The following is a 26,242-nucleotide window of genomic DNA, read 5'->3' on the forward strand; positions in this document are numbered from 1 at the left end:
AACCATGAAACCATCGATCAACCATCGGCCGCTCACGACGACGACATCGCGAGCGGCCTCCCCCTTAAAACTTCCACAGCAGATTGCCGTACAGCGCATGGTCGCTGAAGCTTCCACCGATCTGGCCGCTATACGACAACCCCAGCGACAGGTTCTTCGTGACGGCCGCATCGACCCCGACCTCGAGCACCGCGGCATCGCGCGCGACCGGCACGCCGACCACGCTGAACGGTGAACCGCCGCTCGCGAACGCCAGCGTCGAACCCGGCTGCGTATTGCCGAACGCATGCCGCCAGCCGACGGTGCCGAACGCGGTGACCTTGCCCTTCGTCGTGACCGCGACATCGGTCGAGGCCCGTACGCCGAGCGTCGAGAAGCCGAGGCCGGTCGTGCTGGAATCGCCCTGCAGGGCAGCCGCGCCACCGTTCTCCCTGAAGCTGCCGGTATGCAGGCTCGCATACGCGAGTCCGACGAACGGTTCGAGTGCGACGTTGCGGATGGCGGTCGAGTAACCGATCTCGGTGAACACCTGCGTCGCGTTCGCGTCGTAGCTGGCGGTGTCGTGGTCGGAGAAGCCGCCGAACGACGGATTGCGCTCGCTATGCACGCGGTACCACGACTGCGCGAGGCCGCCGCGCACGTTCCACGCGTCGTACCGGCCGCTGGCGTACAGCGCGATCGTCTCGCCGTTCACCTTCGCCGACTGGTTCTGGTCGGCATTGAGCAGGGTGCGCGACGCGCCGCCCGCGATACCGACGCGCCAGTGGCTGCTGACCTCCGCATCCGTGCCGACGACGAAGCCATACAGGTTGCGATCGACCGACGCGACGCCGTCGCCGTCGAACCGGCTATGCGAGCCGTACAGCCGGCCCCACACCGCCGGCTTGAACGACTTGGCCGGTGTACAGCCGTTCTCGGACGCCAGGCGCCGGTCGAGCGACGCCGCGTGATCGTCCGCCGACACCGGCGCCTCGCAGCCGCACAATGCGCCGCCGGGCTGCGAGCCGAGACGCGCGCGATCGAGCACCGCGTCGCGCACGTAGCGACTGTCGGACAGCAGCACGCTTCTCGTGCTCGGATGCAGATCGCCGTCAAGCTGCGCGAACGCGCGGTTGGCAGTCGGCGCATCCGACGTCAGCACGGTATCGAACAGCGGATTGCCGGCGCCGAGCGTGCCGATCGCACCGGCCACCGACTGTCCGTCCGGCGTCGTCGCCACCGATGAGAACGGCGTGCCGTTCGGTGTCAGCGACATCAGCACCTGCGCCGGGTTGTACGTGAGCGTCGGCGTGAGGAACGCATACGTCGAGTTCACCGCGCTGAACTGCCCTTGCACGCCCGCACCGGCATTCACGATGGTGTAGAGCTTGCCCGGCTGGTACTGCCCGGTCGCCGCGACGACCTGCACCGACCCGCCGTTGAGCGTCGTGGAGCCGGTGACGTCGAGGCCGCCGCTCTGCTGCGGCGTGGCGCCGACCTGCAGCGTCGAACCGGGCTGGAACGTCGCATTGCCCGCCACCTTCAGCGGCTGCCCGAGCTGCATGACCGACGCGGTCCCGCCGCCCGACACGACGAGGCCGCCGATCGTGCCGGTCCCGGTGACGGTCGCGCCGTTGCCGACGGTCACCGGCGAGCTGGCCAGCGAACCGGTGACGGCGAGCGTGCCGCCGGCCACGGTCGTCGGCCCGGACAACGTGTTCGTGCCGCTCAGCAGTTGCGCGCCCGTGCCGGCCAGCGTCAGCGGCCCGGTGCCCGACAGCGTGCCCGCGAATGTGCTGGTGCCCGCGGTGTTGACCGTCAGCGGCGTATTGCCGAGGTTCACGTTCGAGCCCGTCGCCCCCGACAGCGTGCCGATCAACTGCGGCGCAGCCGAGCCCGCCAGGTTCAGCGTCGCGCCGCTGCCCGCGAGCATCATCGGGCTGGTCGGCGCAAGGCTGCCTGCCCCGGCGAGCGCCAGCGTGCTGCCGCTGCCGATCGTCGTGCCGCCCGTGTAAGAATTGGCGCCGGTCAGCGTCTGCGTGCCGCCGCCCTGCACCGCGAAGCCGCCGGTGCCCGCGATCGTGCCGCCGAAGGCGCCGCCTGCCGGGCCGGCCACCGTGAGCGTGTTGCCGCCGAGATTCACGGTCGAACCCGCCGTGCCCGACAAGGCACTCGTCGTCTGCGGGCTGCTCGCGTGAGCCACGTCGAGCGTCGCGCCGGTGCCGGCCAGCGTCACCGCGCTGCCGGACGACAGCCCGCCGCTGCCGCCGACCGCCAGCGTGCTGCCGCTGCCGATCGTCGTGCCGCCCGTGTAGGTGCTGGCACCGGTGAGCGTCGTCGTCGACGGGCCGCTGACCGCCAGGTTGCCGCCGCCCGAAATCGGCCCGCTCAAGCCGAGGTTGTTGGCGCCGCCGACCGTCAGCGTGGAACCCGTGCCGAGATTCACCGCGTTGCCGAGCGTCGTGCCGGCCACGCTGGTGCCGAGCGTGGCGCCGTTGCCGCCGACGCTCAGCGAGCCGCTGCCGAGTGCCGTCGGCGTGCCGGCGACCAGCGTGCCGCCGCCCGTGACGCTCGTGCCGCCGGTGTAGGTGTTGGCGCCGGACAGCGTCGTCGTCGCCGGGCCCGTGACCGACAGAGTGCCGTTACCGGAAATCGCGCCGGTCAAGCCGAGGCTGTTCGGGCCGCTTACCGTCAGCGTGGAACCCGTCCCGAGGTTCACAGCATTGGCCAGGGTCGTGCCCGGCGTGCCGGCTGCCAGCGTGCCGCCTGCGCCGCCGGTGTTCAACGCGCCGGTCCCGAGCGCCGTATTGCTGCCCGCGACCAGCGTGCCGCCACCGGTCAGGTTCGTGCCGCCCGAATACGTGTTCGAACCGGTGAGCGTCTCGGTGCCCGTGCCGCCCAGCGTCAGGCTGCCGCCCGTGCCGGCGATCGTGCCGCCGTACGTGCCGCTGCCCGACCCGCCGAGCGTCAGGTTGTTGCCGCCGAGGTTCACGGTCGAACCGGCCACGCCCGACAGCGCGCTCGTCGTTTGCGGCGTCGTCGCGCCGCTAACGTCGAAGGTTGCGCCCGCACCGGTCAGGCTCAGCGGACTGCTCGCCGACAGGCTACCGCCTGCGCCGATCGCCAGCGTGCCGCTGTTGATCGTCGTCGCACCGGTGTACGTGTTGCTGCCGGTCAGCGTTTCCGTCCCCGTGCCAGCCATCGTCAACCCGCCCGTCCCGCCGACCGTCCCGCCGAACGTGCCGCTGCCCGACCCGCCGAGCGTCAGCGTATTGCCGCCGAGGTTCACCGCCGCCCCGGCGACGCCCGACAACGTGCCGGTCGACTGCGGCGTCGTGGCCGCGCTCAGATCGAGCGTCGCGCCCGTGCCGGACAGATCGACTGCGCTGCCCGACGACAGGCTGCCGCCCGCGCCCACCGCCAGCGTGCTGCCGTTGCCGATCGTCGTGTTGCCCGTGTAGGTGCTCGTACCGGAGAGCGTCGTCGTCGACGGTCCGGTCACGGCCAGGTTGCCGCTACCCGAGATCGCGCCGCCCAGGCCCAGATTGTTCGCACCGCCAACCGTCAGCGTCGAACCCGTGCCGAGATTGAGCGCGTTCGTCAGTGTCGTGCCTGCGACGCTCGTGCCGAGCGTGCCGCCCGCGCCGCTCGTGTTCAGCGCCCCCGTGCCGAGCGCCGAACCGTTGCCGGCGAGCAGCGTGCCGCCGCCGGTCAGGTTCGTGCCGCCCGAATACGTGTTGTTGCCCGTCAGCGTCTCGGTGCCCGTGCCGCCCAGCGTCAGGCTGCCGCCGTTGCCGGCGATCGTGCCGCCATACGTGCCGCTGCCCGTGCCGCCGAGCGTCAGCGCATTGCCGCCGAGGTTCACCGTCGAACCCGCTACGCCCGACAACGCGCCCGTCGACTGCGGTGCCGTAGCCGCGCTCAGGTCCAGCGTGGCCCCCGCCCCCGCCAGATCGACCGCGCTGCCAGACGACAGGCTGCCGCCCGCGCCCACGGCCAGCGTGCTGCCGTTGCCGATCGTCGTGCCGCCCGTGTACGAGCTCGCGCCGGTGAGCGTCGTCGTCGACGGGCCGGTCACGGCGAGATTGCCGCTACCCGAGATCGCGCCGCCCAGGCCCAGATTGTTCGCCCCGCCGACCGTCAGCGTCGAACCCGCAGCGAGGTTCACCGCATTGCCGAGCGTCGTGCCGGCCACGCTGGTGGCGAGCGTGCCGCCCGCGCCGCTCGTGTTCAGCGCCCCCGTGCCGAGTGCCGAACCGCCGCCGGCGATCAGCGTGCCGCCACCGGTCAGGTTCGTGCCGCCCGAATACGTGTTGTTGCCCGTCAGCGTTTCGGTGCCCGTGCCGCCCAGCGTCAGGCTGCCGCCGTTGCCGGCGATCGTGCCGCTGTAAGTGCCGCTGCCCGACCCGCCGAGCGTCAGGTTGTTGGCACCAAGGTTCACCGTCGAACCCGCCACGCCCGACAACGTGCCGGTCGTTTGCGGCGTGGTCGCGCCGCTCAGGTCGAAGGTTGCGCCCGCACCCGTCAGGCTCACCGGCGTCGTCGCCGACAAGCTGCCGCCCGCGCCGATCGCCAGCGTGCCGCTGTTGATCGTCGTCGCGCCGGTATAGGTATTGGCCCCCGTCAGCGTTTCGGTGCCCGTGCCGGTCATCGTCACGCCGCCCGTGCCGGCGATGTTGCCCGCATAGGTGCCGCTGCCCGTGCCGCCGAGCGTCAGGTCGTTGGCGCCGAGGTTCACCGTCGAACCCGCCACGCCCGAGATCGCACCGGTCGATTGCGGCGACGTGGCGCCGCTCAGGTCGAGCGTCGCGCCGGACGTCGTCAGGCTGACCGGGCTGCTCGACGACAGGCTGCCGTTACCGCTGATCGCGAGCGTGCCGCTGTTGATCGTCGTCGCCCCCGTGTACGTGTTGATGCCCGTCAGCGTTTCGGTGCCGGTGCCCGACAGCGTCAGTCCACCCGTGCCGCCGATCACACCCGCATACGTGCCGCTGCCCGACCCGCCGAGCGTCAGCGTATTGCCGCCGAGGTTCACGTTCGTGCCCGTTCCGCCGGACAGCGCGCCCGTCGTCTGCGGCGAGGTTGCCGCGCTCAGGTCCAGCGTCGCCCCGGTGCCCGACAGGTCGATCGCGCTGCCCGACGACAGGTTGCCGCCCGCGCCCACCGCCAGCGTGCTGCCGCCGCCGATCGTCGTGCCGCCCGTGTAGGTGTTCGCACCGGACAGCGTCGTCGTCGACGGGCCCGTGACCGCCAGGTTGCCGCTGCCCGAGATCGCACCGCCCAGGTCGAGACCGTTCGCGCCGCCGACCGTCAGCGTCGAACCCGCGCCCAGGTTCACCGTGTTGCCCAGCGTCGTGCCGGGCGTGCTCGCCGTCAGCGTGCCGCCCGCGCCGCTCGTGTTCAGCGCGCCCGTGCCGAGTGCCGTATTGCTGCCCGCGACCAGCGTGCCGCCGCCGGTCAGGCTCGTGCCGCCCGTGTACGTGTTGTTGCCCGTCAGCGTCTCGGTGCCGCTGCCCGACAGCGTCAGGCTGCCGCCCGCGCCGGTGATCGCGCCGCCGTAGGTGCCGTTGCCGGTGCCACCGAGCGTGAGGTTGTTGCCGCCGAGGTTCACCGTCGAACCGGCCACGCCCGACAGCGTGCCGGTCGTCTGCGGAGTCGTCGCGCCGCTCACGTCGAATGTGGCGCCCGCACCAGTCAGGTTGACCGGGCTGCTCGCCGACAGGCTGCCGCCCGCGCCGATCGCCAGCGTGCTGCCGCCGCCGATCGTCGTTGCGCCCGTGTACGTGTTGTTGCCGGTCAGCGTTTCGGTGCCCGTGCCCGACAGCGTCAGCCCGCCCGTGCCGCCCACGGTGCCGCCGAACGTGCCGTTGCCCGAACCGTTCAGCGTCAGCGTGTTGCCGCCGAGGTTCACCGTCGTGCCCGAGACGCCCGACAGCGTGCCCGTCGTCTGCGGCGTCGTGGCCGCGCTGACGTCGAGCGTCGCCCCCGTGCCCGACAGGTTGACCGCGCTGCCCCCCGACAGGCTGCCGCCCGCGCCCACCGCGAGCGTGCTGCCGCTGCCGATCGTCGTGTTGCCCGTGTACGTCCCGGTACCGGTGAGCGTCGTCGTTGCCGGGCCGGTCACCGACAGGTTGCCGCTGCCGGCAATCGCGCCGCCGAGGCCGAGATTGTTCGCACCGCCAACCGTCAGCGTCGAGCCGGTGCCGAGATTGATCGCGTTGGTGATCGTCGTGCCGGCCACGCTGGTGCCGAGCGTGCCGCCCGCGCCGCTCGTGTTCAATGCGCCCGTGCCGAGCGCCGAGCTGCTGCCCGCGAGCAGCGTGCCGCCGCCGGTCAGGTTCGTGCCGCCCGAATACGTGTTGTTGCCCGTCAGCGTCTCGGTGCCGCTGCCCGACAGCGTCAGGCTGCCGCCCGCACCGGCGATCGTGCCGCCGTACGTGCCGTTGCCCGTGCCGCCCAGCGTCAGGTTGTTGCCGCCGAGGTTCACCGTCGAACCGGCCACGCCCGACAGCGTGCCCGTCGTCTGCGGCGTGGTCGCGCCGCTCACGTCGAACGTGGCGCCCGCACCGGCCAGGTTGACCGGGCTGCTCGCCGACAGGCTGCCGCCCGCACCGATGGCCAGCGTGCCGCTGTTGATTGTCGTCGCACCCGTGTACGTGTTGGTGCCAGTCAACGTTTCGGTACCCGAACCGGACATCGTCAGCCCGCCGGACCCGCCGATCGTGCCGGCATAGTTGCCGTTGCCGGCACCGGCGAGCGTCAGCGTATTGCCGCCGAGATTGACGTTCGTGCCGGCGACGCCCGACAGCATCCCGCTCGTCTGCGGCGAGGTCGCCGCGCTCAGGTCCAGCGTCGCGCCCGAGCCGGAGAGGTTGAGCGCGCTGCCCGCGGACAGGCCGCCGCCCGCGCCCACCGCCAGCGTGCTGCCGCCGCCGATCGTCGTGTTCCCCGTGTACGTGTTCGAACCCGTGAGCGTCGTCGTCGACGGGCCGCTCACCGACAGGCCACCGCTGCCGGAAATCGCGCCGCCGAGGCCAAGATCGTTCGCACCGCCAACCGTCAGCGTCGAACCCGCGCCGAGATTCACCGTGTTGCCGAGCGTCGTGCCCGCCACGTTCGTGCCGAGCGAGCCGCCGGCACCCGAGACGTTCAACGCGCCCGTACCCAGTGCGCTGCCGTTGCCGGCAACGAGCCCGCCGCCGCTCAGCGTCGTGCCGCCCGTGTACGTGTTCGGGCCCGTCAGCGTCGTCGTGCCCGAGCCGGTTTGCGCGAGACTGCCGTCGCCGGCGATCGTGCCGCTCAGGCCGAGGTTGTTCGCGCCGTTCAGGCCGAGCGTCGCGCCCGCGCCGAGATTCACCGCGTTGCCGAGCGTCGTGCCGCTCACGCTGGCGTTCAGCGTGCCGTTACCGGTCACGTTCAGCGCGCCGGTGCCGAGCGCCGTATTGCTGCCCACGCTCAGCCCGCCGCTGTTCAGCGTCGTGCCGCCGCTGTAGGTGTTCGAGCCGCCGAGCGTGGTCGTGCCCGTGCCCGACTGCGCCACGCCGCCCGCCCCGGAAATGATGCCGCTGAGGCCGAAGTCGTTGATACCGCCGAGGTTCAGGGTCGAACCGCCGCCGAGGTCGAACCCGTTGGCGAGCAGGATGTTGGCCGTGCTCGCGTTGAGCGCGCCGCCGGTGCCGCTCACGTGGACCGTGCCGGTGCCGAGCGCCGTGCCGCTGCCGACGGACAACCCGCCGCCGCTTAGCGTCGTGCCGCCCGTATAGGTGTTGGCGCCCGTGAGCGTGGTCGTCCCGCTGCCGGTTTGCGCGAGACTGCCGCCGCCCGAGATGAGCCCGCCGAGGCTCAGGTCGGCCGCACCGTTCAGGCCCAGCGTCGAGCCTGCGCCGAGATTCACCGCATTGCCGAGCACGGTGCCGGCGACGTTCGCCGCCAGCGAGCCGCCCGCACCGGCGAGGTTCAGCGCGCCGGTGCCGAGCGCCGTGTTGCTGCCCGCGATCAGCGTGCCGCCGCCGGTCAGGTTCGTCCCGCCTGAATAGGTGTTGTTGCCTGTCAGCGTCTCCGCGCCCGTACCGCCCAGCGTCAGGCTGCCGCCCGCGCCGGCGATCGTGCCGCCGAACGTCGCGTTGCCCGAGCCGCCGAGCGTCAACCCGTTGCCGCCGAGGTTCACCGTCGAACCGGCCACGCCCGACAGCGCGCCGGTCACCTGCGGCAACGTCGCGCCGCTGAGGTCGAACGTCGCGCCCGCGCCGGCCAGATTCACCGCGCCTCCTGCCGACAGGCTGCCGCCCGCGCCGATCGCCAGCGTGCCGCTGTTGATCGTCGTCGCGCCGGTGTAGGTATTGACACCCGTCAGCGTCTCGGTGCCGGTGCCGGACAGCGCCAGCCCGCCCGTGCCGCCGATCGTGCCGCCGAAGGTGGTGTTGCCCGCGCCGCCCAGCGTCAACGTGTTGCCGCCGAGGTTCACCGCCGAGCCGGCCACGCCGGCCAGCCCGCCCGTCGCCTGCGGCGACGTGGCCGCGCTCAGGTCGAGCGTCGCGCCCGCGCCGGCCAGGTCGAACAGACTGGCCGCCGACAGGCCGCCGCCCGCGCCCACCGCGAGCGTGCTGCCATTGCCGATCGTCGTGCTGCCGGTGTACGAGCCGAGCCCCGTGAGCGTCGTCGTTGCCGGGCCGTTCACCGACAGGTTGCCGCCGCCGGAGATCGCGCCGCCCAGCCCGAGATTGTTCGTACCACCAACGGTCAGCGTCGCGCCCGTGCCGAGATTCACTGCGTTGCCGAGCACGGTGCCACCGACGCTCGTGCCGAGCGTGCCGCCCGCGCCCGCCACGTTCAGCGCCCCCGTGCCGAGCGCCGCACCGTTGCCGGCGATCAGCCCGCCGCCGCTCAGCGTCGTGCCGCCCGAGAACGTATTGGCACCGAGCAGCGTCGTCGTGCCGCTGCCGGTTTGCGCGATCCCGCCGTTGCCGGCGATCACGCCGCCGAGGCTCAGGTCGGCCGCGCCATTCAGGCCGAGCGTCGCGCCCGCGCCGAGATTCACCGCATTGCCGAGCAAAGTGCCGGCGACGTTCGTCGCCAGCGAGCCGCCCGCGCCCGTCACGTTCAGCGCACCCGTGCCCAGCGCCGCGCCGTTGCCCGCGATGAGGCCGCCAGCGCTCAGCGTCGTGCCGCCCGAGAACGTGTTCGTGCCGGTGAGCGTCGTCGTGCCCGTGCCGGTTTGCGCAAGGCTGCCGTTCCCGGCGATCGTGCCGCCCAGGCCCAGGTCGGTCGCGCCGTTCAGCCCCAGCGTGACGCCGGTGCCGAGATTCACCGCATTGCCGAGCGTCACGCCCGGCACGCTCGCGCCGAGCGACGCCGAGCCGTTGACGTCGAGGGCGCCCAGGCCGAGCGCCGTGGCGCTGCCGACCACCAGGCTGCCGCCGGTCAGCGCCGTGCCGCCCGTGAACGTGTTGTTGCCCGTCAGTGCTTGCGAGCCGGTACCCGACAGCGTCAGCCCGCCCGCGCCGCCGATGTTGCCGGCGAAGACGCCGCTGCCGCTGCCGGCCAGCGTCAGGTGGTTCGCCCCGAGGTCGATCGCCGAACCCGCGACGCCCGACAGCGTGCCGATCGACTGCGGCGTGGTCGCACCCGCCACGCTGAAGTGCGCGCCCGCGCCGGTCAGGTTGACCGGGCTCGACGCGGCAAGGCTGCCGCCCGCGCCGATTGCCAGCGTGCCGCTGCCGATCGTGGTGCCGCCGGTGAACGTCTCGGCCGCGGTCAGCGTCGTCGTGCCCGGGCCGCTGACGTTGAGGCCGCCGGTGCCCGAAATGATCCCGCCCAGCCCGAGGTCGTTCACGCCGCCCACCGTCAGTGCGGCGCCCGCGCCGAGCTGGATTGCATTGCCCAGCACCGTGCCGCCGACCGTCGCGCCGAGCGAGCCGCCCGCACCCGTCACGTTCAGCGCGCCCGTCCCCAGCGCGCCGCCATTGCCGGCGAGGAGCCCGCCGCCGCTCAGCGTCGTACCGCCCGAGAACGTATTGGCACCGAGCAGCGTCGTCGTTCCGCTGCCGGTTTGCGCGATCCCGCCGTTGCCGGCGATCACGCCGCTCAGGCCGAGATCGTTCGCACCACTCAGCGCCAGCGTCGCGCCCGCGCCGAGGTTCACCGCGTTGCCCAATACCGTGCCGTTCACGCTCGCGCCGAGCGCACCGCCCGCGCCCGCGACATTCAGCGCACCGGTGCCGAGCGCCGCGTTGTTGCCGGCGAGCAGCGTGCCGGCGCTCAGCGTCGTGCCGCCGCCGAAGGTATTCGCGCCGGACAGCGTCGTCGTCCCCGACCCGCTCAGTACGAGCCCGCCGGTGCCGTTGATCGTGCCGTTCAGGCCGAGGTCGTGCGCGCCGTTCAGCGTCAGCGACGCTCCGTTCAGGTTGATCGTGTTCGCGAGTGCCGCGCCGGCGGCCAGGTCCGCGCTCAGCGAGCCGCCGAGGCCGCTCACGTTCAGCGCGCCGCCGATGCCGAGCGCCGTGTTGCCTTCGACGATCAGGCTGCCGCCGCCCGTCAGGCTCGCGCCGCCGGTGAACGTGTTCGCGCCGGACAGCGTCGTGGCGCCCGCGCCGCCGAGCGCCAGGCCACCGGCACCGGCGATCGTGCCGCTCAGGCCCAGGTCGGCCGCGCCGTTCAGGCCGAGTGTCGCGCCCGCGCCGAGGTTCACCGCATTGCCGAGCACCGTGCCGCTCGCGTTGGTCGCGAGCGAACCGCCCGTGCCGGTCACGTTCAGCGCCCCCGTGCCGAGCGCCGCGCCGTTGCCGGCGACGAGCCCGCCCGCGCCGAGCGTCGTGCCGCCCGAGAACGTGTTCGTGCCGAGCAGCGTCGTCGTGCCCGCGCCGGTTTGCGCGAGACTGCCGCTGCCGCCGATCGTGCCGCCGAGGCTCAGGTCGGCCGCGCCGTTCAGGCCGAGCGTCGCGCCCGCGCCGAGATTCACCGCATTGCCGAGCAGCGTGCCGCTCGCGTTGGTCGCGAGCGAACCGCCCGCGCCGGTCACGTTCAGCGCCCCCGTGCCCAATGCCGCGCCGTTGCCGGCGACGAGACCGCCCCCGCCCAGCGTCGTGCCGCCGGTAAACGTGTTCGCGCCGAGCAGCGTCGTCGTGCCCGCGCCGGTTTGCGCGAGACTGCCGCCACCACCGATCACGCCGCCGAGGCTCAGGTTGGCCCCGCCGTTCAGGCCGAGCGCCGCGCCGGCGTCGAGGTTCACCGCGTTGCCCAGCAGCGTGCCGCCGACGCTCGTGCCGAGCGAGCCGCCCGCGCCGCTCACATGCAGCGCGCCGGTGCCGAGCGCAGCACCGTTGCCCGCGATCAGCCCGCCGCCGCTCAGCGTCGTGCCGCCCCCAAACGTGTTGAGGCCAAGCAGCGTCGTGGTGCCCGAGCCGGTTTGCGCGAGGCTGCCGCTGCCGCCGATCGCGCCGCCCAGGCCGAGGTTGGCGGAACCGTTCAGGCCCAGCGTGACGCCGGTATCCAGATTCACCGCATTGCCGAGCACCGTGCCGCCGACGCTCGTGCCGAGCGCGCCGCCCGCGCCCGTCACGTTCAGCGTGCCGGTGCCGAGCGCCGTGCCGGTGCCGACAACGATCCCGCCGCCGCCCGTCAGATTCGTTCCGCCGGTGAATGAATTGGCGCCGTTCAGCGTCAGCGTGCCGGTGCCGCTCGCGTTCAGCGCACCGCCGCCGCTCAGCGCCCCCGACAGCGCGAGGCCCGTCGCGCCGTCGACCGTCAACGCCGTGCCGAGCGCCACGTTGTTGAGCAGGTTCACGCCGGCCGCGCCGGCCTCGAGGGTGCCGCCGCCGGCAACGATCGTCCCCGTCCCCAGCCCGCCGCTATTGTTGAGGATCGCGGTGCCGCCGGTCAGCGACGCGTCCGACGCGGTCGATGCGCCGTTGATGTGCCACGTGCCGCCCTGGACCCCGAGATGGGTGAAATTGCCGAACGTATCGACCGCGACGGTGCCGTTCGCCGCGCTGCCGGTGGCCGTGTTCAGCTGCAGGTTGAGCGTGTTGTTGCCGCCGAGGCCCGCATCGACACCGAGGCCGACCGACGATCCGGTCAGCGCATTGAACGTATTCGACGTACCGACGGCCGCGCCGAGCGACACGTTCCCCGTGACGGTTCCCGCATTGGTGAACGTATTGCCGGTGCCGGCCAGTCCGCTCGGGGCCAGCACCACGGAGCCATTGATCGCGCCGCCGCTCGCGTTGGTGAAATTGACCTGCGCGCCCCCCGACGTCGTGACCACCTGCGCGGCCGGGCCTGCGGTGAAGCCGAGAATGCCGGTCGTGCCGATCGTGCCGGCATTCGTGATGTTCGTCGTCCCGCCGATGCCGTTGTAGACGGTCAATGCCGGCCCGTTGCCCAGCAACCCGCTGGTCGAGCCCATCATCACGCCGGTGCTCGCGTTCGTGACGTTGACCGTGCTCGGGGACAACACATTGCCGACGACCGTGCCGTTCGACACGACGCTCAGGCCGGCCAGGGAGGGGTCGATCGTTCCGTTGTTGGTCAGCGTGACGCCGCTGCCCGTCAGCGACATCGCAGTCCCGCCGAACAACGGCACCACCGAAACGGTCGCGCCCTGGGCGACCGTGACGTTGAGGCCGTTCGTGCCGTTCGCGTAACTCGAGGTCGCGCCGGTACAGGTGACGGTGGGTGTTCCGGTGCAGGCGGCCAATGCTTCTGCGGGAATGACCCCGGCGCCGACCAGCGCGACCAGCATGCCGGTCGGAACGAGGAATTTCGGACGTGCATCCGCGCGCTTTTTATTCGAACCCATGCGCATACGCATAATCACACCTTCCCATAAAGAGAATCGACGACCCGAATCCTTCCCGCAATTGGGAATGCAGAAAGGAAATACCGGAATGCGTTATTCGATTTTTCTGGATAAATGCCGCTCCGTCATCAAACCAAAACGGATGACCGGATTGACAACTGGCGAGAATTAGTCAACTGGTATTATTTAATCAGCATTTTTTACTTTTAATCCCCCTGACCGGTAAATCTTCCACTTATTAGAAATCGCTGTTTCCGGCAGATCAAAACGCGGCCGGAGAACCCCCGCTGATTACGCACTTCTATATATGGGTCAAACGGCGAACGCGCCCAAAGTGCCCGCGTGGCTGGTCTTTCGCCACGAAAACAAACGCCGGAATCTCCCTCCGGCATTCAATCGTGGAACTGTTGTTTCATATATGGAATCACCTGTCTCCACCGTTCGATTCGCACTCCCGCCTTGATCGCGAGTCCAATATAGGCTCGACTCGCAAACGTTTTCCATGGGGCCAGCGAGTTTTTGTCAAAACTCAACATTCTTTCTGCGACATTCGCACATTCGTATACTGTTTGTAAATTTTATATTTTAACTAATTAGCCTGAATTATTAAGAAAGGCAAAAAAGCCGATTTTCGAGATGCTGATTTTTTCTCGAATCTGCTTTAATTGGTTCACATCCGTCGCATTGCGGTTTTGTCTCGCGAACGATAACGCGGTGTCCAAGGGAGGACTTCACGATGGTGACGTTGAACATCAACAACCGGGCGGCGGACGTCGATGCCGATCCGTCGACGCCGATGCTCTGGGTGCTGCGCGACAACCTCGGCCTGACCGGCACCAAGTTCGGCTGCGGCACCGGCGACTGCGGCGCGTGCACCGTGCACGTCGACGGTCGGGCCGTGCGTAGCTGCACGCTCGCGCTGTCGTCGGTAGGAAGTGCCCGCATCACGACGTCCGAACACCTCGCCGACGATGCGATCGGCAAGGCCGTCCTCGACGCCTGGGTCCGCCACGACGTCGCGCAATGCGGCTATTGCCAGAGCGGCCAGATGATGAGTGCGGCAGGGCTGCTGCGCGGCAACAAGGCGCCGACCGATGCCGACATCGATCGCGCGATGGCCGGCAACCTGTGCCGTTGCGCCACCTACCAGCGCATCCGCGCCGCGATTCACGACGCGGCCGGTGCGCTTGCCTGAGACCGCCGGGAGACTGTGACCATGCGTATCCGCACTGCCGGGCGCCCGGCGAACACCCCCGCCGCTGCCTCCGACGCTTCGACCGTCACCGGAGCCGGTGCTCCGATGCTCGGCCGGCGCGACTTCCTGAAACTCACGATGGCGGCGAGCGGCTGTCTCGCGCTCGGCATCAAGCCGACGCGCGCCCGCGCCCAAGCCGGCATGACCCTTCGGACCTCGCCGCCTCAAGCATTCCTGATCATCGCGCCGGACAACACGGTGACAGTGGCCGTCAACCGGACCGAGTCCGGCCAGGGCGTCAGCACCGCGCTGCCGATGGCGCTGGCCGACGAACTCGATGCCGACTGGCGCAACGTGCGCACCGTGCTCGCGCCGGCGGGCGAACCGTACAAGGATCCGGTGACCGGGATCCAGATGACGGGCGGCTCGACGTCGATCAACCATTCGTTTACGCAATACCGCGAACTCGGCGCGTCCGCGCGCGCGATGCTCGTCGCCGCGGCCGCCCGGCGCTGGAACGTCGATCCGGCCACGTGCCGGACCGCGCAGGGCGTCGTGACGTCCGGCAGCCACACCGCGACCTACGGCGAACTCGCGGCGGACGCGATGGCGATGCCGGTGCCGCAGCACGTGCCGCTGAAGTCGCCCGACCAGTTCCGCATCATCGGCAAGCCGACCCCGCGCGTCGATTCGCGCGCCGTGCTCGACGGAACGCTCAAGTACGGAATGGACTGGCGCCTGCCGGACATGATGGTGGCCGTGGTCGCGCGCCCGCCGCGCTTCGGCGGACAGGTTGCAAGCTACAACGCGGCGGCGGCCCGGGCCGTCAAGGGGGTGGTCGAGGTCGTCGAAATCCCGACCGATCGCGGAGGCACCGGCGTGGCCGTGATCGCAAACGGCTACTGGCCTGCCAGGCTCGGTCGCGATGCGCTGCAGGTCACGTGGAAGGACACCGGTTCGACCGTCACGTCCGCCGAACAGATGCAGGCATACAAGCAGCTCGCCGGCACGCCCGGCACCGTGGTGCGCACGGCCGATGCCGGCAACGCGCCGCCGGCGGCCACGCGCATCCGGCAGGACTACGAATTTCCGTACCTGGCTCATGCGCCGATGGAACCGCTCAGTTGCACGGTCGACGTCGGCCCGCCGAGTTGCGCGTGCGGGATCAAGATCTGGGGCGGTTCGTCGATGCAGACGACCGATCGCGCCGCGGTCGCGAAGGCACTCGGTGTCGCGCCCGAGAAAGTCCAGATCTTCACGATGATGTCGGGCGGTGACTACGGCCGGCGCTCGACGCCCACGTCGGACTACGTGGTCGAGGCCGCCCATGTGTCCGCCGCGTACCTGGCAGCCGGCCACCTGGGCCCGGTCAAGACCATCTGGACGCGCGAGGACGACCTGCGCGGCGGCTATTACCGCCCGATGGTGCTGCATCGGGTCGACATCGGCGTCGACGGCAGCGGCGCGGTGCGGGACTGGCAGCACGTCGTCGTCGGCCAGTCGGTGCTGAAGGGTTCGCCGCTCGAGCGCACGACGATTCGCAAAAGCGGCACCGATCCCGACCTCACCGAAGGCGTGGCGAACAGCCCGTACGGTTTCCCGATGCAGGTCTCGGTCCATCAGCCGGACGTCGACGTGCCGGTGCAGTCATGGCGCTCGGGCGGCAATACGCACACGGCGTTCGTGATGGAGACGCTCGTCGACGAACTCGCGCACGCGGCCCGCCAGGATCCGGTCGCGTACCGGATGGCGCGGCTGTCCGGCCCCGAGCACACGCGCCATCGCCAGACGCTCGCGCTGGCCGTCGACAAGTCGGGCTACGGCGCGCGCACGCTGCCCGCCGGGCACGCGTGGGGCGTCGCGATGCACGAAACCGCCGGCACGGTCGTCGCGTATGTCACCGAGGTGTCGATCGAAGCCCAGCAGCCGCGCGTGCACCGCGTGACGGCCGGCGTGCATGCCGGCCGCATCGTGAACCCGACCGGCGCGGAAGCGCAGATCCAGGGCGGTGCGCTGTTCGGCCTCGCGACGACCAAGCCGGGTTTCGCGATCGACGTCGAGCACGGTGCGGCCCGCAACGCCGGTTTCGCCGACTACTCGCCGGTGCGGATGCAGGAAGCGGCGCCGGTGGACGTGTTCTTCGTCCCGTCGGACGCGCACCCGACCGGGTTGAGCGAGGCCGGCGTGCCGCCGATCGCACCGGCGGTCGCCAACGGCGCGTTCGTCCTGACCGGCGAGCGGATGCGCGCGTTGCCGTTCGCGCCGATGCTGGTCGCGTCGACCGCGCCCGTGATGCCGGCGGCCCCGGCGGCGGCGGCCGACGAGGATCCGTACGCCGACCTGCCGGCCGGCGGTTGCCGGTTGCCGCACAAGGCGAAGACGGCCACCTTGAAGCCGAAGGTCAGTCAAAGCCAGGCGGGCGTCGGGCAAGGCAGCTCGGTGCCCAAATTTCTCCGTCCCAAGCGGAAGGCAGGCATCCCGTGCCTCGACGATCTCAAGAAGCCGACGACGACCTGATGCCCGTGATCGGTTTGGCGCGCCGAATGCCGGAATGGGAGGAGGGGTGTGCGTGGCGGCGTTTATCGGGTAGGTCACTGACGTTGAGGGCTCGCCCCGCGAGCCCGAATCCCGCGCGCCGCCGCCTGCCCCAGATTCCACCAGGCCATCACCGCGCCCACCACCAGCAACAGAGCCGAAACGATCAATGCCCGCTCCATTCCAAGGACAAACGCCACGCCCCCTGCCTCACGAACGAAGCAGCCGAACAACGCGACGCCCATCACGCCGCCCACCTGTCGCGCCGTATTCAACAACCCCGACGCCACACCTGACTGCGCGCCGCTCACCGCCGCGAGCGCCGCGTCCATGATGGTCGGTATCGTCAACGCGATGCCGCCGCCTGCAAGCAGCATCGGTATCGCAAGCAACCCGCTGGAATGCGCAGCGATCGCCGGCCAAATCGCCAGATAACCGACCGCCGAAATCGACAACCCGGCCGTCGCCAGCGTGCGCGCGCCCAGCCTGCCGGTCAGTCGTCCGGCGACGATGCTCGTGACCATCAGCACCCCCATCATCGGCAGAAACGCGACACCTGCGCGCACGGGCGTCATATGCCAGACCGACTGAAACAGCAGGCTCAATGTAAAGACGATGCCGTAGAAGACCAGGTTCGCGATCGCGCCGATCACGATCGAGCTGCGGACGATCCGGTCCTGCCACAACGCGGCCGGCAGCATCGCGTCCGGATTGCGCGCTTCCAGCCGGACGAACGCGACGCCCAACGCAACGCACAACGCGAACGCACTCACGATGACCGGACTGCGCCACCCCAGCGCACTGATCTCGGTCGATGCGAACGTGAGCGCCGCCAGCGCAAGCGCACCGGTCAGTTGCGCGGGGAGATCGAGGCGCCTGCCGCCCTGCGCTTGCGTGTCGGGCGCGAACCGCCACGTCATCCAGATACCGGCGATGCCGACCGGCACGTTGACCAGGAAAATGCTGCGCCAGCCGACGGTAGCGATGAGCAACCCGCCGGCCAGCGGCCCCGCAGCCAGCGCGATGCCGCCGCCGGCGCCCCACCAGCCGATCGCGCGGCTACGCGCTGCCGCGTCGTCGAAGGCGAGACGCAGCACGGCCAACGAGTTCGGCACCAGCAGCGCGGCGCCGATCCCCTGAACGAGACGCCAGGCGATCAACGCGCCGATGGAATGCGCGGTGCCGCAGCCGATCGACGACAGCGCGAAGATCGCGTAGCCGGCAATGAACATGCGCTTTGCCCCCAGCCGGTCGCCGAGCGCACCCGCCATCAGCAGGGTCGCCGCGAACACGAGCGCATACGCGTTGACGACCCATTGCAGGTCGGTGAGCGCGGCGCCAAACGCCGTTCGCAACGCATCGAGCGCAACGTTGACGACGCTGACGTCGATCAGGACGACCGCGTAACCGAGGCACGCCGCCGTTTGAACCCGCCGCGGATGAGGGGTGGATGAGGTCTGCATCGGCAATCCTTCGCATTCGGAGGATTGAAGCGTAGAGGATCGCCTTCTGTGCGAATATTCCACAAAACAGCACAGCACCCTGGAGAAAATGCACCGATGTTCGACTGGGAAAACCTGCGTTACTTCGTGGCCGTCGCTCAAGCGGGGAGTCTTTCCGCGGCCGCCCGGCGATTGAACGTCGACCACGCGACAGTCAGCCGTCGCCTGGCCGCACTCGAATCGGAATTGAAGATGCGCGTGATCGACAGGTTGCCGCGCGCGTGCCGGCCGACCGCCGCCGGCCGGCAGATCCTCGAATTCGCCGGGAAAATGGAGGAGCACGCGTTTGCGATCGAGCGCCTCGCGCTCACGGAACACCTGCCGATGCACGGCATCGTGACGATCAGCGTGCCGCCCGTGCTCGCCAACAATTTCTACGCGAATCATCTGTATGTGTTCGCGCAAATGCATCCGGGCATTCGGCTGTCGATGGCCAGCCAGGCGCAAAGCGTCTCGCTCGCCCGCCGTGAAGCGGATATCGCCGTGCGCCTGTTCCGCCCCGAGGAGCCGCAAAACGTGACGCGCAAGCTGGGCGAGATGGCTTTCGGGCTCTATGCGAGTCGCGACTACGCGCACACGTCGACGCCTGACGATTGGGCGTTCATCTGCTACGACGCGCAATTCGCGGAAATGCCGCATCAGAAATGGCTCGAGTCGATCGCTCGAGGTCGCCGCATCGCGTGCGAAGTCAGCGATATCACGACGCAGCAGGTCGCGGCCCGGACGGGCATCGGCGTGGCGGGCCTGCCCGTATTCATGGGCGATGACGATCCGGGGTTGCAGCGCCTGCCGTTCGACGGGGAACCGTACGCCCGCGACATCTGGCTGGTCGTGCATGCCGATCTCAGGCATTCGCCGTCGATTCGCGCGGCGATCGACTTCATCGCCGCCGTGACGGGCAGGACCTTCGCACCGCACGAGCCTTCCGGGCAGTCGTGACGGCCGTCACGGCAGCCAGCGATGCGATATCAGGCCGGCCGCACGGGCTCGTACCTGAAGTAGCACAGGTTGAAATACCAGTACGGATGCGAGGTCGGAAAATCCGCGTTCGGCCGCGCCCGATTCGGCCATCGAGAGACCTTTTGCAAATTGAAATTCGGCGGATCGGGCCAGCCGAATGCGTGGAAGATGCGCTCGGCCAGTTCATCCTCGATGCTGTTGCGGAACCTCCATTTCCCCAGGAGGTGAAAGAGCATCATGACCAGGGCACCGGCGAAGAGTACGCCGCCCAGCATGATCGCAAAGTCTCCGGTACGGCCTTCCCCACGGATGAAATCGATCCCCAGGAAGACGGCCATGATCGACTCGACGAATACGAAGAACCCCAGCGTGCCTTTTCGTTCGAATCGGCCACGCACCTTCGTCCCCATGACCGCATTCGGGTAGATCGCGACCACGGCGTCCGAATCGCGCTGGACCGCATAGGCGAAATAGCGGTTCTCGCCGATTTTTTCGGCCACCACCTTGACCTTGTCGCCACCGTGCATCGGCATCATCCACAGCACGCCGTGGAAATGATTTCCGTCCATCTCGAACGCGACCCAGTCCGCTTCGTTTTTCCAGCTCGATGCGTCGGTCGCATCGACCATGACCTGCGCGTGGGTTCCCATGTCCATCAACGTCGCGGCAATCGCGGTCGCACCCACGACGCCCGGCGGCGGCGGCGGCGGAAAACGAGACGGGGCAGCCGCGTGCTGTTTCGTCACGCTGGCTAACGTGCCGTGCAACAGAACCAGATTGTCCTTCCACCCCGGTGGCCGGCCTTCCGGCTCCCCGGCTTCGCGCCGGGCCGCCATTAACGCCTGCAATTCGTCGTCCATAGGCCGCTCCCTGAAGTGACGATCACCCGATGCGGCACGGGGACGCTCGTCTGTCGTGGCCACTCGTCGGCGCACACGTGTGGAGATTGCGCCATCGCCACGCCGCCGGTTCGGACGTCGATGCGACGTCATGCACTGGCCGCGACGGGAATCGGCTGGATGTCCGTGTCGCTCAGCGGCGAGCGCATCGAGGCCATTCAGGGTGAAGTAGAATGGCTCGCGGCAATTCGGCGCTTGGCAATGCAAAGCCGGAGAAGCGGCGAACTACAAGAGAAACAAGCGTCGCGCGCAAGAAAACCGAATCCATCACGACAGAGCTCCATGAGAAAAATACCAACAACGGTCGAATCAAGTCGCTCAAGACTATCCGGATGGCTTGCACTGGCGCCGATTTGCGCGTTGCTGGCGGGTTGCCCGCCCATGATCGTGCCGAATGTGCAAACGCATGCGTACAACCAGGTTTATCACTTTTCCGACGACCCGCAGCCGTGGCTGACGCTCGAAAACGAAGGCATCAGCCTTTACCTGTATCAGGGATGCGACGATCCACCGAACGCGTGCCGCCGGCAGAATCTGGTTGCGTTGAAGCGCGGGACGCCACCGGAATGGAAGAACCTTCTGGATGCGCGCTCAGTCAGTTGGCGAATCCAGGGCATGAATGTACCCATGCGCCGCCCGCTCTCGGCGTATGTGCCCGGCACGCAATATCGCCTGATGGGCTCGTTTGACACCTATCCGGAAATCGTGTTTTCGATTCCGAAAAATCTGACCGATCACAGAAACTACGACGCGGCCGCCAACACCACCCGCTACGTCAAGATCGAGGAATTCAACACGCTCGCCTACCCGCAAGACCTGAACGTGAAACTGGTGATCTATGACGACACTCACCAATGGATCTTCATCGACCAACCCAAATTCAAACCGGACAGAACCGACAACCCCACCGACCTGTTCATTCCCAGCAAACTGTTTCGCTTTGAAGCGAGCGACGATGCACGCCTGAATCAACCGATGGCGCTCTATTACGTGTCGCCCGCAACAGCACCCACTGGCTATCGCGTCGTATCCGGCAAAGCGGCGGAATCGTGGATCGACAAATACAAGATCAAATATCCCGCGCACCAGATCGGGCTGGCCGATGTCACGTTTCCTTCGGCGCCGCTCACGCTGGATACCCGGACAGTGGAGAGCAGGACCGTATCCGGGCAGCCGACGCTGCAATGCCGTTACAGCAGCACCCAGTTCAACCTGGGCTGGATGGACACGGCCCAGCGTGGCGGACCGTCCGAGGCCGAACGGAAAGGCTGCGAACCGTATCAGGGCCAGGCCGCGACGAAGGGATAGTCGAGCCCGCGTCATCGGTCGTCTCACCGCCGACCCGCCCGAGCCGGTCGGCGGCCGCCGATCGTGCGCATCGCCGACCTCCGTCGATCAAACCATCGCCGTCAACCACCCCAGCACATCCCCCTGCGCACTCCCCGCCACCACCGGTTCCGGCGTCAACAAGCAGTAATGCGAACCATCTTCGACGAACCCCATCGGCGCGACCAGCACCCCGCTTTCGATGTCATCGCGAACGAGGTGCCACGGGCCGATCGCGACACCGAGCCCCGCAACCGCCGCCTGCAGACTGAAATAGAAATGGTCGAACGTCTGCCCCCGCCCGCCCGCGGCCGGCTGATTCGCCGCCACCGCCCATTCCTTCCACGCGTCCGGCCGTGTCCGCGTGTGCAGTCGCGGAACATCCGCCTTCAACGAGCGACTGCCACGACGCGCGGAAAACCACGCATCGACCTTATCGGGCCGGCAGACCGGCCCCACCTGCTCCGCGAACAGCCGCTGCGCGTGATAACCCGCCGGCCATGCGAAGTCATTGCGTCGAATCGCCATGTCGATGCCGCTGTCGAATGAGAACGGACCGCCTGCGGCAGCCAGATGGACGTCGACGCCCGCATGTCGCGCCTGAAAATCCGGCCAGCGCGGAATCAGCCAGCGCATCAGAAGCGTCGGTTCGCACGACAGCACCCAGCGCCGTGCCCGGGCAGCCTCGGTACGCAATGCCTGCGCGGCGTGACGCATCAGCCCCAGCCCGTCGTGGACGGCCTGCGCCAGCTTGCGGCCCGCATCGGTCAGGAACACGCGACGGCTGCGCCGCTGGAACAGCGCGACGCCCAGGTCGTCCTCGAGCAGTCGCACCGCGCGGCTGACCGCGCCATGGGTCAGGCACAGCTCGTCGGCCGCACGGCTGAAATTCTCGTGACGCGCCGCCGCCTCGAAGCAACGCAACGCCATCAGCGATGGCAGGTTCGTGCGAACCGATGGTGAGTCAATCTCACCATTTTGGTCAGAAATCATCGCTTTTCCCGCTGGAACGTAGCCCATAAGATTGCGCCATCAAGCCATCAATCGCAAGGACAAGACGATGACCGAACTGATAGTTGTAGTCACCATCACCCTACTGGCCGTGATCAGCCCGGGGCCGGACTTCGCGATGGTCACGCGCAACAGCCTGATGCTGTCGCGCCGCTCGGGCGTGCTCACCGCGCTGGGTATCGGGCTCGGCGTGACGGTTCACGTGAGCTACACGCTGCTGGGCGTCGGCCTGCTGATCCGCCAGTCGCAGTGGCTCTTCAATGCGGTCAAGCTGGTCGGCGCGATCTACCTGATCTACCTCGGCGCGAAGATGCTCATGACGAAGGCCGGCAACGGGCAGGCGGATGCACCGGCCGCACCGCTGTCCGACCTGGCCGCGCTGCGCACCGGCTTCCTGACGAATGCGCTGAACCCCAAGACCACGGTGTTCATCGTCAGCCTGTTCATGCAGGCCGTGCGGCCCGACACGCCGTTGATCGTGCAGATCGGCTACGGCGCGTTCATCGCCGTCGCGCATGCCGGCTGGTTCAGCCTGGTGGCCCTGTGCTTCTCCGCGACGGCCGTCCGCGATCGCCTGCTGGCGCTGCGGCACTGGATCGACCGTACCTTCGGCTGCCTGCTCGTGGGCTTCGGCGTCGCGCTCGCCATCGCGCGCGGCGGGCGCTGACTCGAAACGGCACGCCACCCGTCGATGCCAACCAACGGGCGCGCTTCGCCGGCGTGCCGCATGCGCCACCCGGCAGTGTCAGAACGTCCGCGCGATCGTGCGGGCTTCATCGATCGCACGACTGCGATCGACCGCTCCGTCGGGACCGAACAAGGTGCGCTCGACGACGATCCCGGTGACGTCCTTCACGCCCACGAACTTGAGCCAGGTCTCCATGTACGGGCGCTGAAGATCGAATTCGGCCGCCGGCGTAAATGAGCCCGGCGACTGATAACCGAGCCCGCGCGCGTAGACCACCGCCGCCTTTTTCCCGGCCAGCTTGCCGGCGAAACCTGTGCCGTCGAACGTGAACAGCACATCCTTCTGCGAGATCGCATCGATCAGGTGCTTGAGTTTGTACGGGATACTGAAATTCCACAGCGGCACGCCGAACAGGAGCTTGTCCGCCTCGTGGAACGGCGCCGCAAGCTGCTCGATCCGTTGCCATGCCGCCGCCTGAGCCGGCGTCAATGCCTTGCCGCTCAGTCCCGCATATTTCGCGGCCAGCGCGGCTTCGTCGAATTCGGGTATCGCCAGATTCCAGATGTCGAGCTTCTGTATCTCGTGTTCGGGATGCGTATGGCGGTACGCATCGAGAAAGGCATTGCACACGTCGATGGACGCCGAATAGTCCTTGTTGGGTGAGCCTTCGATATAGAGCACGCGTGTCATGAAACCGGTCCTTGCCGACAGTGACGGCGACGCGCGGGATACGCGATCGCCCACTGCCCTTCGCAGCCTATCGGATCGACCTATAATCCGGAAACGATATGAATTGATCGAATTAATCCGAATTGGTGATTAATGAACCCGCCGCTCGACACATCACTGCTTCATACGTTCGTCGCCATCGCCGACGTGCGGAGCTTTACCGGTGCAGGTCGCAGGCTGCATCTCAGCCAGTCCGCGGTCAGCGCGCAGATCGCTCGCCTCGAGGAGCAGGTCGGCCGGGCGCTGCTTGTGCGCAATACGCGCAGCGTCACGCTCACCGAGCATGGCCGGATGCTGCTCGGCTACGCGCGCGCGATGCTCAACCTGAGCGAGGAAGCGAAGACGAAACTGGGCAGCGGCAAGACAGTCGATGTCACGCTGCGCATCGGCGCATCGGAGGATTTTGCGGGGGGCTGGCTGCCCGACGTGATGCGCCGCCATGGCGCCGCGCGGCGCGGCTTGCGGCTGAATCTGACGGTCGACATCGGCGACAGCCTGTTTCAACGGCACGCCAACGGCGAATTCGATCTCGTGATCGGCAGCCGGTGCGCGCACACGGGCCAGGGCGCGACGTTGTGGCGAGAGCCGCTCGTCTGGGCGTTTGCGCGCCACGAGCCGCTGCCGGAAGGCGATGTGCCGCTCGCGTGCTTCCCCGATCCGTGCCCGTACCGGGGCGCAGCCATCAAGGCGCTCGCGCTGGCCGGCATGCCCTATCGCATTGCCTGCGAAAGCCCGAGCGTCACGGGCATCCGCACGTTCGCTCGCGCCGGCATCGCGATTGCGCCGGTGCCGCGCAGCGCGATCGACGACACGCTCCGCGAGCTGGGCGTGCCAGAAGGCTTGCCGGCGCTGCCGGACATGGAATTCGTGATGATGCATGACGCGGGAATGCCGGCCGCCGTCGAATTCGCCGCGACGCTTGTCGATGAAACCGCGATTCGCAACGGGGCCAGCGTGCTCAACCGGCCCTAGCAGGCACCCGTCACGGCCGAGCTTCGATCCCGGCACTCACCGACGCAGCGCGTTCGACCACAACGGCGCGCTGCGTGCGAAGCAGCCGCGCGCCGGTCGCGGTGCATCGTCGGCCTCAGCGCTTCGCGCTCAATCCCGCCCGCACGCCCGCCGGTTCCCGGCTACGCCCGAGCAGCGCCGCCAGCGACAGATCCGCCAGCTTGCCGAACGGCGCACGCAGCAGGCTCGGCAGGTTCCAGCGCCCCAGCACGAACACGCCCTTCGCATGGCTCATCGCGCGGAATCCCTCGATGCCGTGATACGCGCCCATCCCGCTCGGGCCAACGCCGCCGAACGGCAAGTCTTCCTGCGCGACATGCAGGAGCGTGTTGTTGATGCCGACGTTGCCCGACGTGGTGCGCTTGAGCAACGACTCGCAGTCGCTGTCCTGCGCACCGAAGTAGTACAGCGCAAGCGGCCGCGGACGCGCATTCACGTAGTCGACGACTTCGTCGATCGTGCGATACGTGCGCACCGACAGGATCGGCCCGAAGATTTCTTCCTGCATGACGGTCGTATCGTCGCCGGCCCCGACGATCAGCGTGGGTGCGAGCGTCCGCTTGCGGGTGGCCGCCTGCTGCGGGTTCACGCCCGCCTCGATCACGCGCGCGCCCTTGCTGCGCGCTTCGTCGACGAGGCTTTCCAGGCGATCGAAATGCCGGTCACTGACGATCGACGTGTAGTCGGGGCTGGTCGGCCCGCCCGGATAGAAGCGCGCGACGGCCGCATCGTATTGCGCGACGAACGCGTCCAGGTCGTCTTCATGCACCAGCGCATAGTCGGGCGCGACGCAGGTCTGCCCGCCGTTCGACAGCTTGCCGAACACGATGCTCGACATCGTCCGGCCATTGACGTGCCCTCTCGCGACGATCGCCGGGCTCTTGCCGCCGAGTTCGAGCGTCACCGGCACCAGGTTGTCGCTGGCCGCCTTCATGATCTTGCGGCCCACCTGCGTGCTGCCGGTGAACAGCAGATGATCGAACGGCAAGCCGCTGAAAGCGGCGCCGACTTCCGGGCCGCCGAGCACGACCGCGACTTCCTCGCTCGGGAAGGTTTCCGCGAGCATCCGACGCATCACCTCGCTCGTGCGCGGTGTCAGTTCCGACGGCTTGAGCATCGCGCGGTTGCCCGCGGCCAGCGCGGTGGCCAGCGGAATGAACGTGAGCGCGAACGGGTAATTCCACGGCGCCATCACGCCGATGACACCCAGCGGCTGGTACTCCACGTGCGCCTGCCCGGCCCGGTAAAAGATCCCGACGTGCCGACGCTGCGGCTTCATGAAGCGACGCAGGTTGCGCGTCAGGTAGTCGATCGCCTGGATCACGCCGACCAGTTCCATGATCGCGGTCTCGTGTCGCGAGCGGTGCCCGAAATCGGCGCTGACCGCCTCCTCCACTTCGCTGCGATACGCGAGCACCACGGCACGCAGCCGCGCGAGCCGCGCCTTGCGCTGCTGCACGCTCGGCGGCCCCTCGCTCACGAACGCGTTGCGCTGGCGGGCCAGCAACGCCGCCGGGTCGAAGCTCGAGCTGGATTCTGCGGAAACGGCCATGGTGCACCTCACGAGGTTGCGTCGATGTAGACACTGTCAACTTGCATGCGGCGGATCAT

The 26,242-nt window shown here is 68.7% G+C and carries 12 protein-coding genes; 6 read left to right on the forward strand and 6 right to left on the reverse strand.

Features of this window, described 5'->3' with window-relative positions:
• Window positions 1-64: 64 nt before the first annotated feature.
• Window positions 65-12,787, reverse strand: a complete 12,723-nt coding sequence (locus tag CFB41_RS33400; RefSeq protein WP_089459549.1) for an autotransporter-associated beta strand repeat-containing protein — start codon at window positions 12,785-12,787, stop codon at window positions 65-67.
• Between the two features lie 724 nt (window positions 12,788-13,511).
• Between CFB41_RS33400 and CFB41_RS33405 the strand changes: the two genes are divergently transcribed.
• Complete coding sequence (locus tag CFB41_RS33405) at window positions 13,512-13,970, forward strand: (2Fe-2S)-binding protein (protein WP_089459550.1); 459 nt, start codon at window positions 13,512-13,514, stop codon at window positions 13,968-13,970.
• Between the two features lie 21 nt (window positions 13,971-13,991).
• On the forward strand, window positions 13,992-16,487 hold the full coding sequence (locus tag CFB41_RS33410; RefSeq protein ID WP_089459551.1) for a xanthine dehydrogenase family protein molybdopterin-binding subunit: 2,496 nt from the start codon (window positions 13,992-13,994) through the stop codon (window positions 16,485-16,487).
• 74 nt (window positions 16,488-16,561) lie between these two features.
• Here CFB41_RS33410 and CFB41_RS33415 read toward each other — a convergent pair whose 3' ends face one another.
• The gene (locus CFB41_RS33415) at window positions 16,562-18,109 is read right to left on the reverse strand and encodes an MFS transporter (RefSeq protein ID WP_256941342.1); all 1,548 of its coding nucleotides are present in this window, start codon (window positions 18,107-18,109) and stop codon (window positions 16,562-16,564) included.
• On the opposite strand from CFB41_RS33415, the gene CFB41_RS33420 reads away from it, so the two are divergent.
• Complete coding sequence (locus CFB41_RS33420) at window positions 18,065-18,946, forward strand: LysR family transcriptional regulator (protein ID WP_089459553.1); 882 nt, start codon at window positions 18,065-18,067, stop codon at window positions 18,944-18,946. The two genes, CFB41_RS33415 and CFB41_RS33420, sit on opposite strands and share 45 nt — an antisense overlap.
• Before the next feature lie 29 nt (window positions 18,947-18,975).
• On the opposite strand, the gene CFB41_RS33425 is transcribed toward CFB41_RS33420, so the two are convergent.
• The gene (locus CFB41_RS33425; protein ID WP_144029982.1) at window positions 18,976-19,827 is read right to left on the reverse strand and encodes a putative type VI secretion system effector; all 852 of its coding nucleotides are present in this window, start codon (window positions 19,825-19,827) and stop codon (window positions 18,976-18,978) included.
• A 159-nt stretch (window positions 19,828-19,986) separates the two neighbouring features.
• Here CFB41_RS33425 and CFB41_RS33430 point away from each other — a divergent pair, with 159 nt between their 5' ends.
• Window positions 19,987-21,174 (forward strand): hypothetical protein, encoded by a 1,188-nt coding sequence (locus tag CFB41_RS33430; RefSeq protein WP_144029983.1) that lies wholly within the window; start codon window positions 19,987-19,989, stop codon window positions 21,172-21,174.
• Window positions 21,175-21,261: 87 nt separating this feature from the next.
• Here the strand turns inward: CFB41_RS33430 and CFB41_RS33435 are convergent, their stop codons facing one another.
• Window positions 21,262-22,185 carry a LysR family transcriptional regulator gene (locus tag CFB41_RS33435; protein ID WP_089459556.1) on the reverse strand — a complete coding sequence of 308 codons (924 nt, stop codon included), beginning with the start codon at window positions 22,183-22,185 and terminating at the stop codon, window positions 21,262-21,264.
• Window positions 22,186-22,252: 67 nt separating this feature from the next.
• On the opposite strand from CFB41_RS33435, the gene CFB41_RS33440 reads away from it, so the two are divergent.
• Window positions 22,253-22,870, forward strand: coding sequence for a LysE family translocator (locus CFB41_RS33440; RefSeq protein ID WP_089459755.1), 618 nt, complete (start codon window positions 22,253-22,255; stop codon window positions 22,868-22,870).
• Between the two features lie 78 nt (window positions 22,871-22,948).
• Here the strand turns inward: CFB41_RS33440 and CFB41_RS33445 are convergent, their stop codons facing one another.
• Window positions 22,949-23,581, reverse strand: coding sequence for an FMN-dependent NADH-azoreductase (locus tag CFB41_RS33445; protein ID WP_089459557.1), 633 nt, complete (start codon window positions 23,579-23,581; stop codon window positions 22,949-22,951).
• A 132-nt stretch (window positions 23,582-23,713) separates the two neighbouring features.
• Between CFB41_RS33445 and CFB41_RS33450 the strand changes: the two genes are divergently transcribed.
• On the forward strand, window positions 23,714-24,592 hold the full coding sequence (locus CFB41_RS33450; RefSeq protein WP_089459558.1) for a LysR substrate-binding domain-containing protein: 879 nt from the start codon (window positions 23,714-23,716) through the stop codon (window positions 24,590-24,592).
• A gap of 115 nt (window positions 24,593-24,707) precedes the next feature.
• On the opposite strand, the gene CFB41_RS33455 is transcribed toward CFB41_RS33450, so the two are convergent.
• The gene (locus CFB41_RS33455) at window positions 24,708-26,183 is read right to left on the reverse strand and encodes a coniferyl aldehyde dehydrogenase (RefSeq protein WP_089459559.1); all 1,476 of its coding nucleotides are present in this window, start codon (window positions 26,181-26,183) and stop codon (window positions 24,708-24,710) included.
• Window positions 26,184-26,242: the final 59 nt, after the last annotated feature.

This window comes from Burkholderia sp. AU33803 (genome assembly GCF_002223095.1).
Lineage (GTDB): Bacteria > Pseudomonadota > Gammaproteobacteria > Burkholderiales > Burkholderiaceae > Burkholderia.

What these genes read in the sequence shown, in the direction of transcription:
- CFB41_RS33445 (WP_089459557.1), bottom strand. Translation starts at nt 23,581, where the DNA reads ATGACACGCGTGCTCTATATCGAAGGCTCACCCAACAAGGACTATTCG.
- CFB41_RS33400 (WP_089459549.1), bottom strand. Translation starts at nt 12,787, where the DNA reads ATGCGTATGCGCATGGGTTCGAATAAAAAGCGCGCGGATGCACGTCCG.
- CFB41_RS33410 (WP_089459551.1), top strand. Translation starts at nt 13,992, where the DNA reads ATGCGTATCCGCACTGCCGGGCGCCCGGCGAACACCCCCGCCGCTGCC.
- CFB41_RS33440 (WP_089459755.1), top strand. Translation starts at nt 22,253, where the DNA reads ATGACCGAACTGATAGTTGTAGTCACCATCACCCTACTGGCCGTGATC.
- CFB41_RS33405 (WP_089459550.1), top strand. Translation starts at nt 13,512, where the DNA reads ATGGTGACGTTGAACATCAACAACCGGGCGGCGGACGTCGATGCCGAT.
- CFB41_RS33450 (WP_089459558.1), top strand. Translation starts at nt 23,714, where the DNA reads ATGAACCCGCCGCTCGACACATCACTGCTTCATACGTTCGTCGCCATC.
- CFB41_RS33455 (WP_089459559.1), bottom strand. Translation starts at nt 26,183, where the DNA reads ATGGCCGTTTCCGCAGAATCCAGCTCGAGCTTCGACCCGGCGGCGTTG.
- CFB41_RS33430 (WP_144029983.1), top strand. Translation starts at nt 19,987, where the DNA reads ATGTCCGTGTCGCTCAGCGGCGAGCGCATCGAGGCCATTCAGGGTGAA.
- CFB41_RS33420 (WP_089459553.1), top strand. Translation starts at nt 18,065, where the DNA reads ATGTTCGACTGGGAAAACCTGCGTTACTTCGTGGCCGTCGCTCAAGCG.
- CFB41_RS33425 (WP_144029982.1), bottom strand. Translation starts at nt 19,827, where the DNA reads ATGGACGACGAATTGCAGGCGTTAATGGCGGCCCGGCGCGAAGCCGGG.
- CFB41_RS33435 (WP_089459556.1), bottom strand. Translation starts at nt 22,185, where the DNA reads ATGATTTCTGACCAAAATGGTGAGATTGACTCACCATCGGTTCGCACG.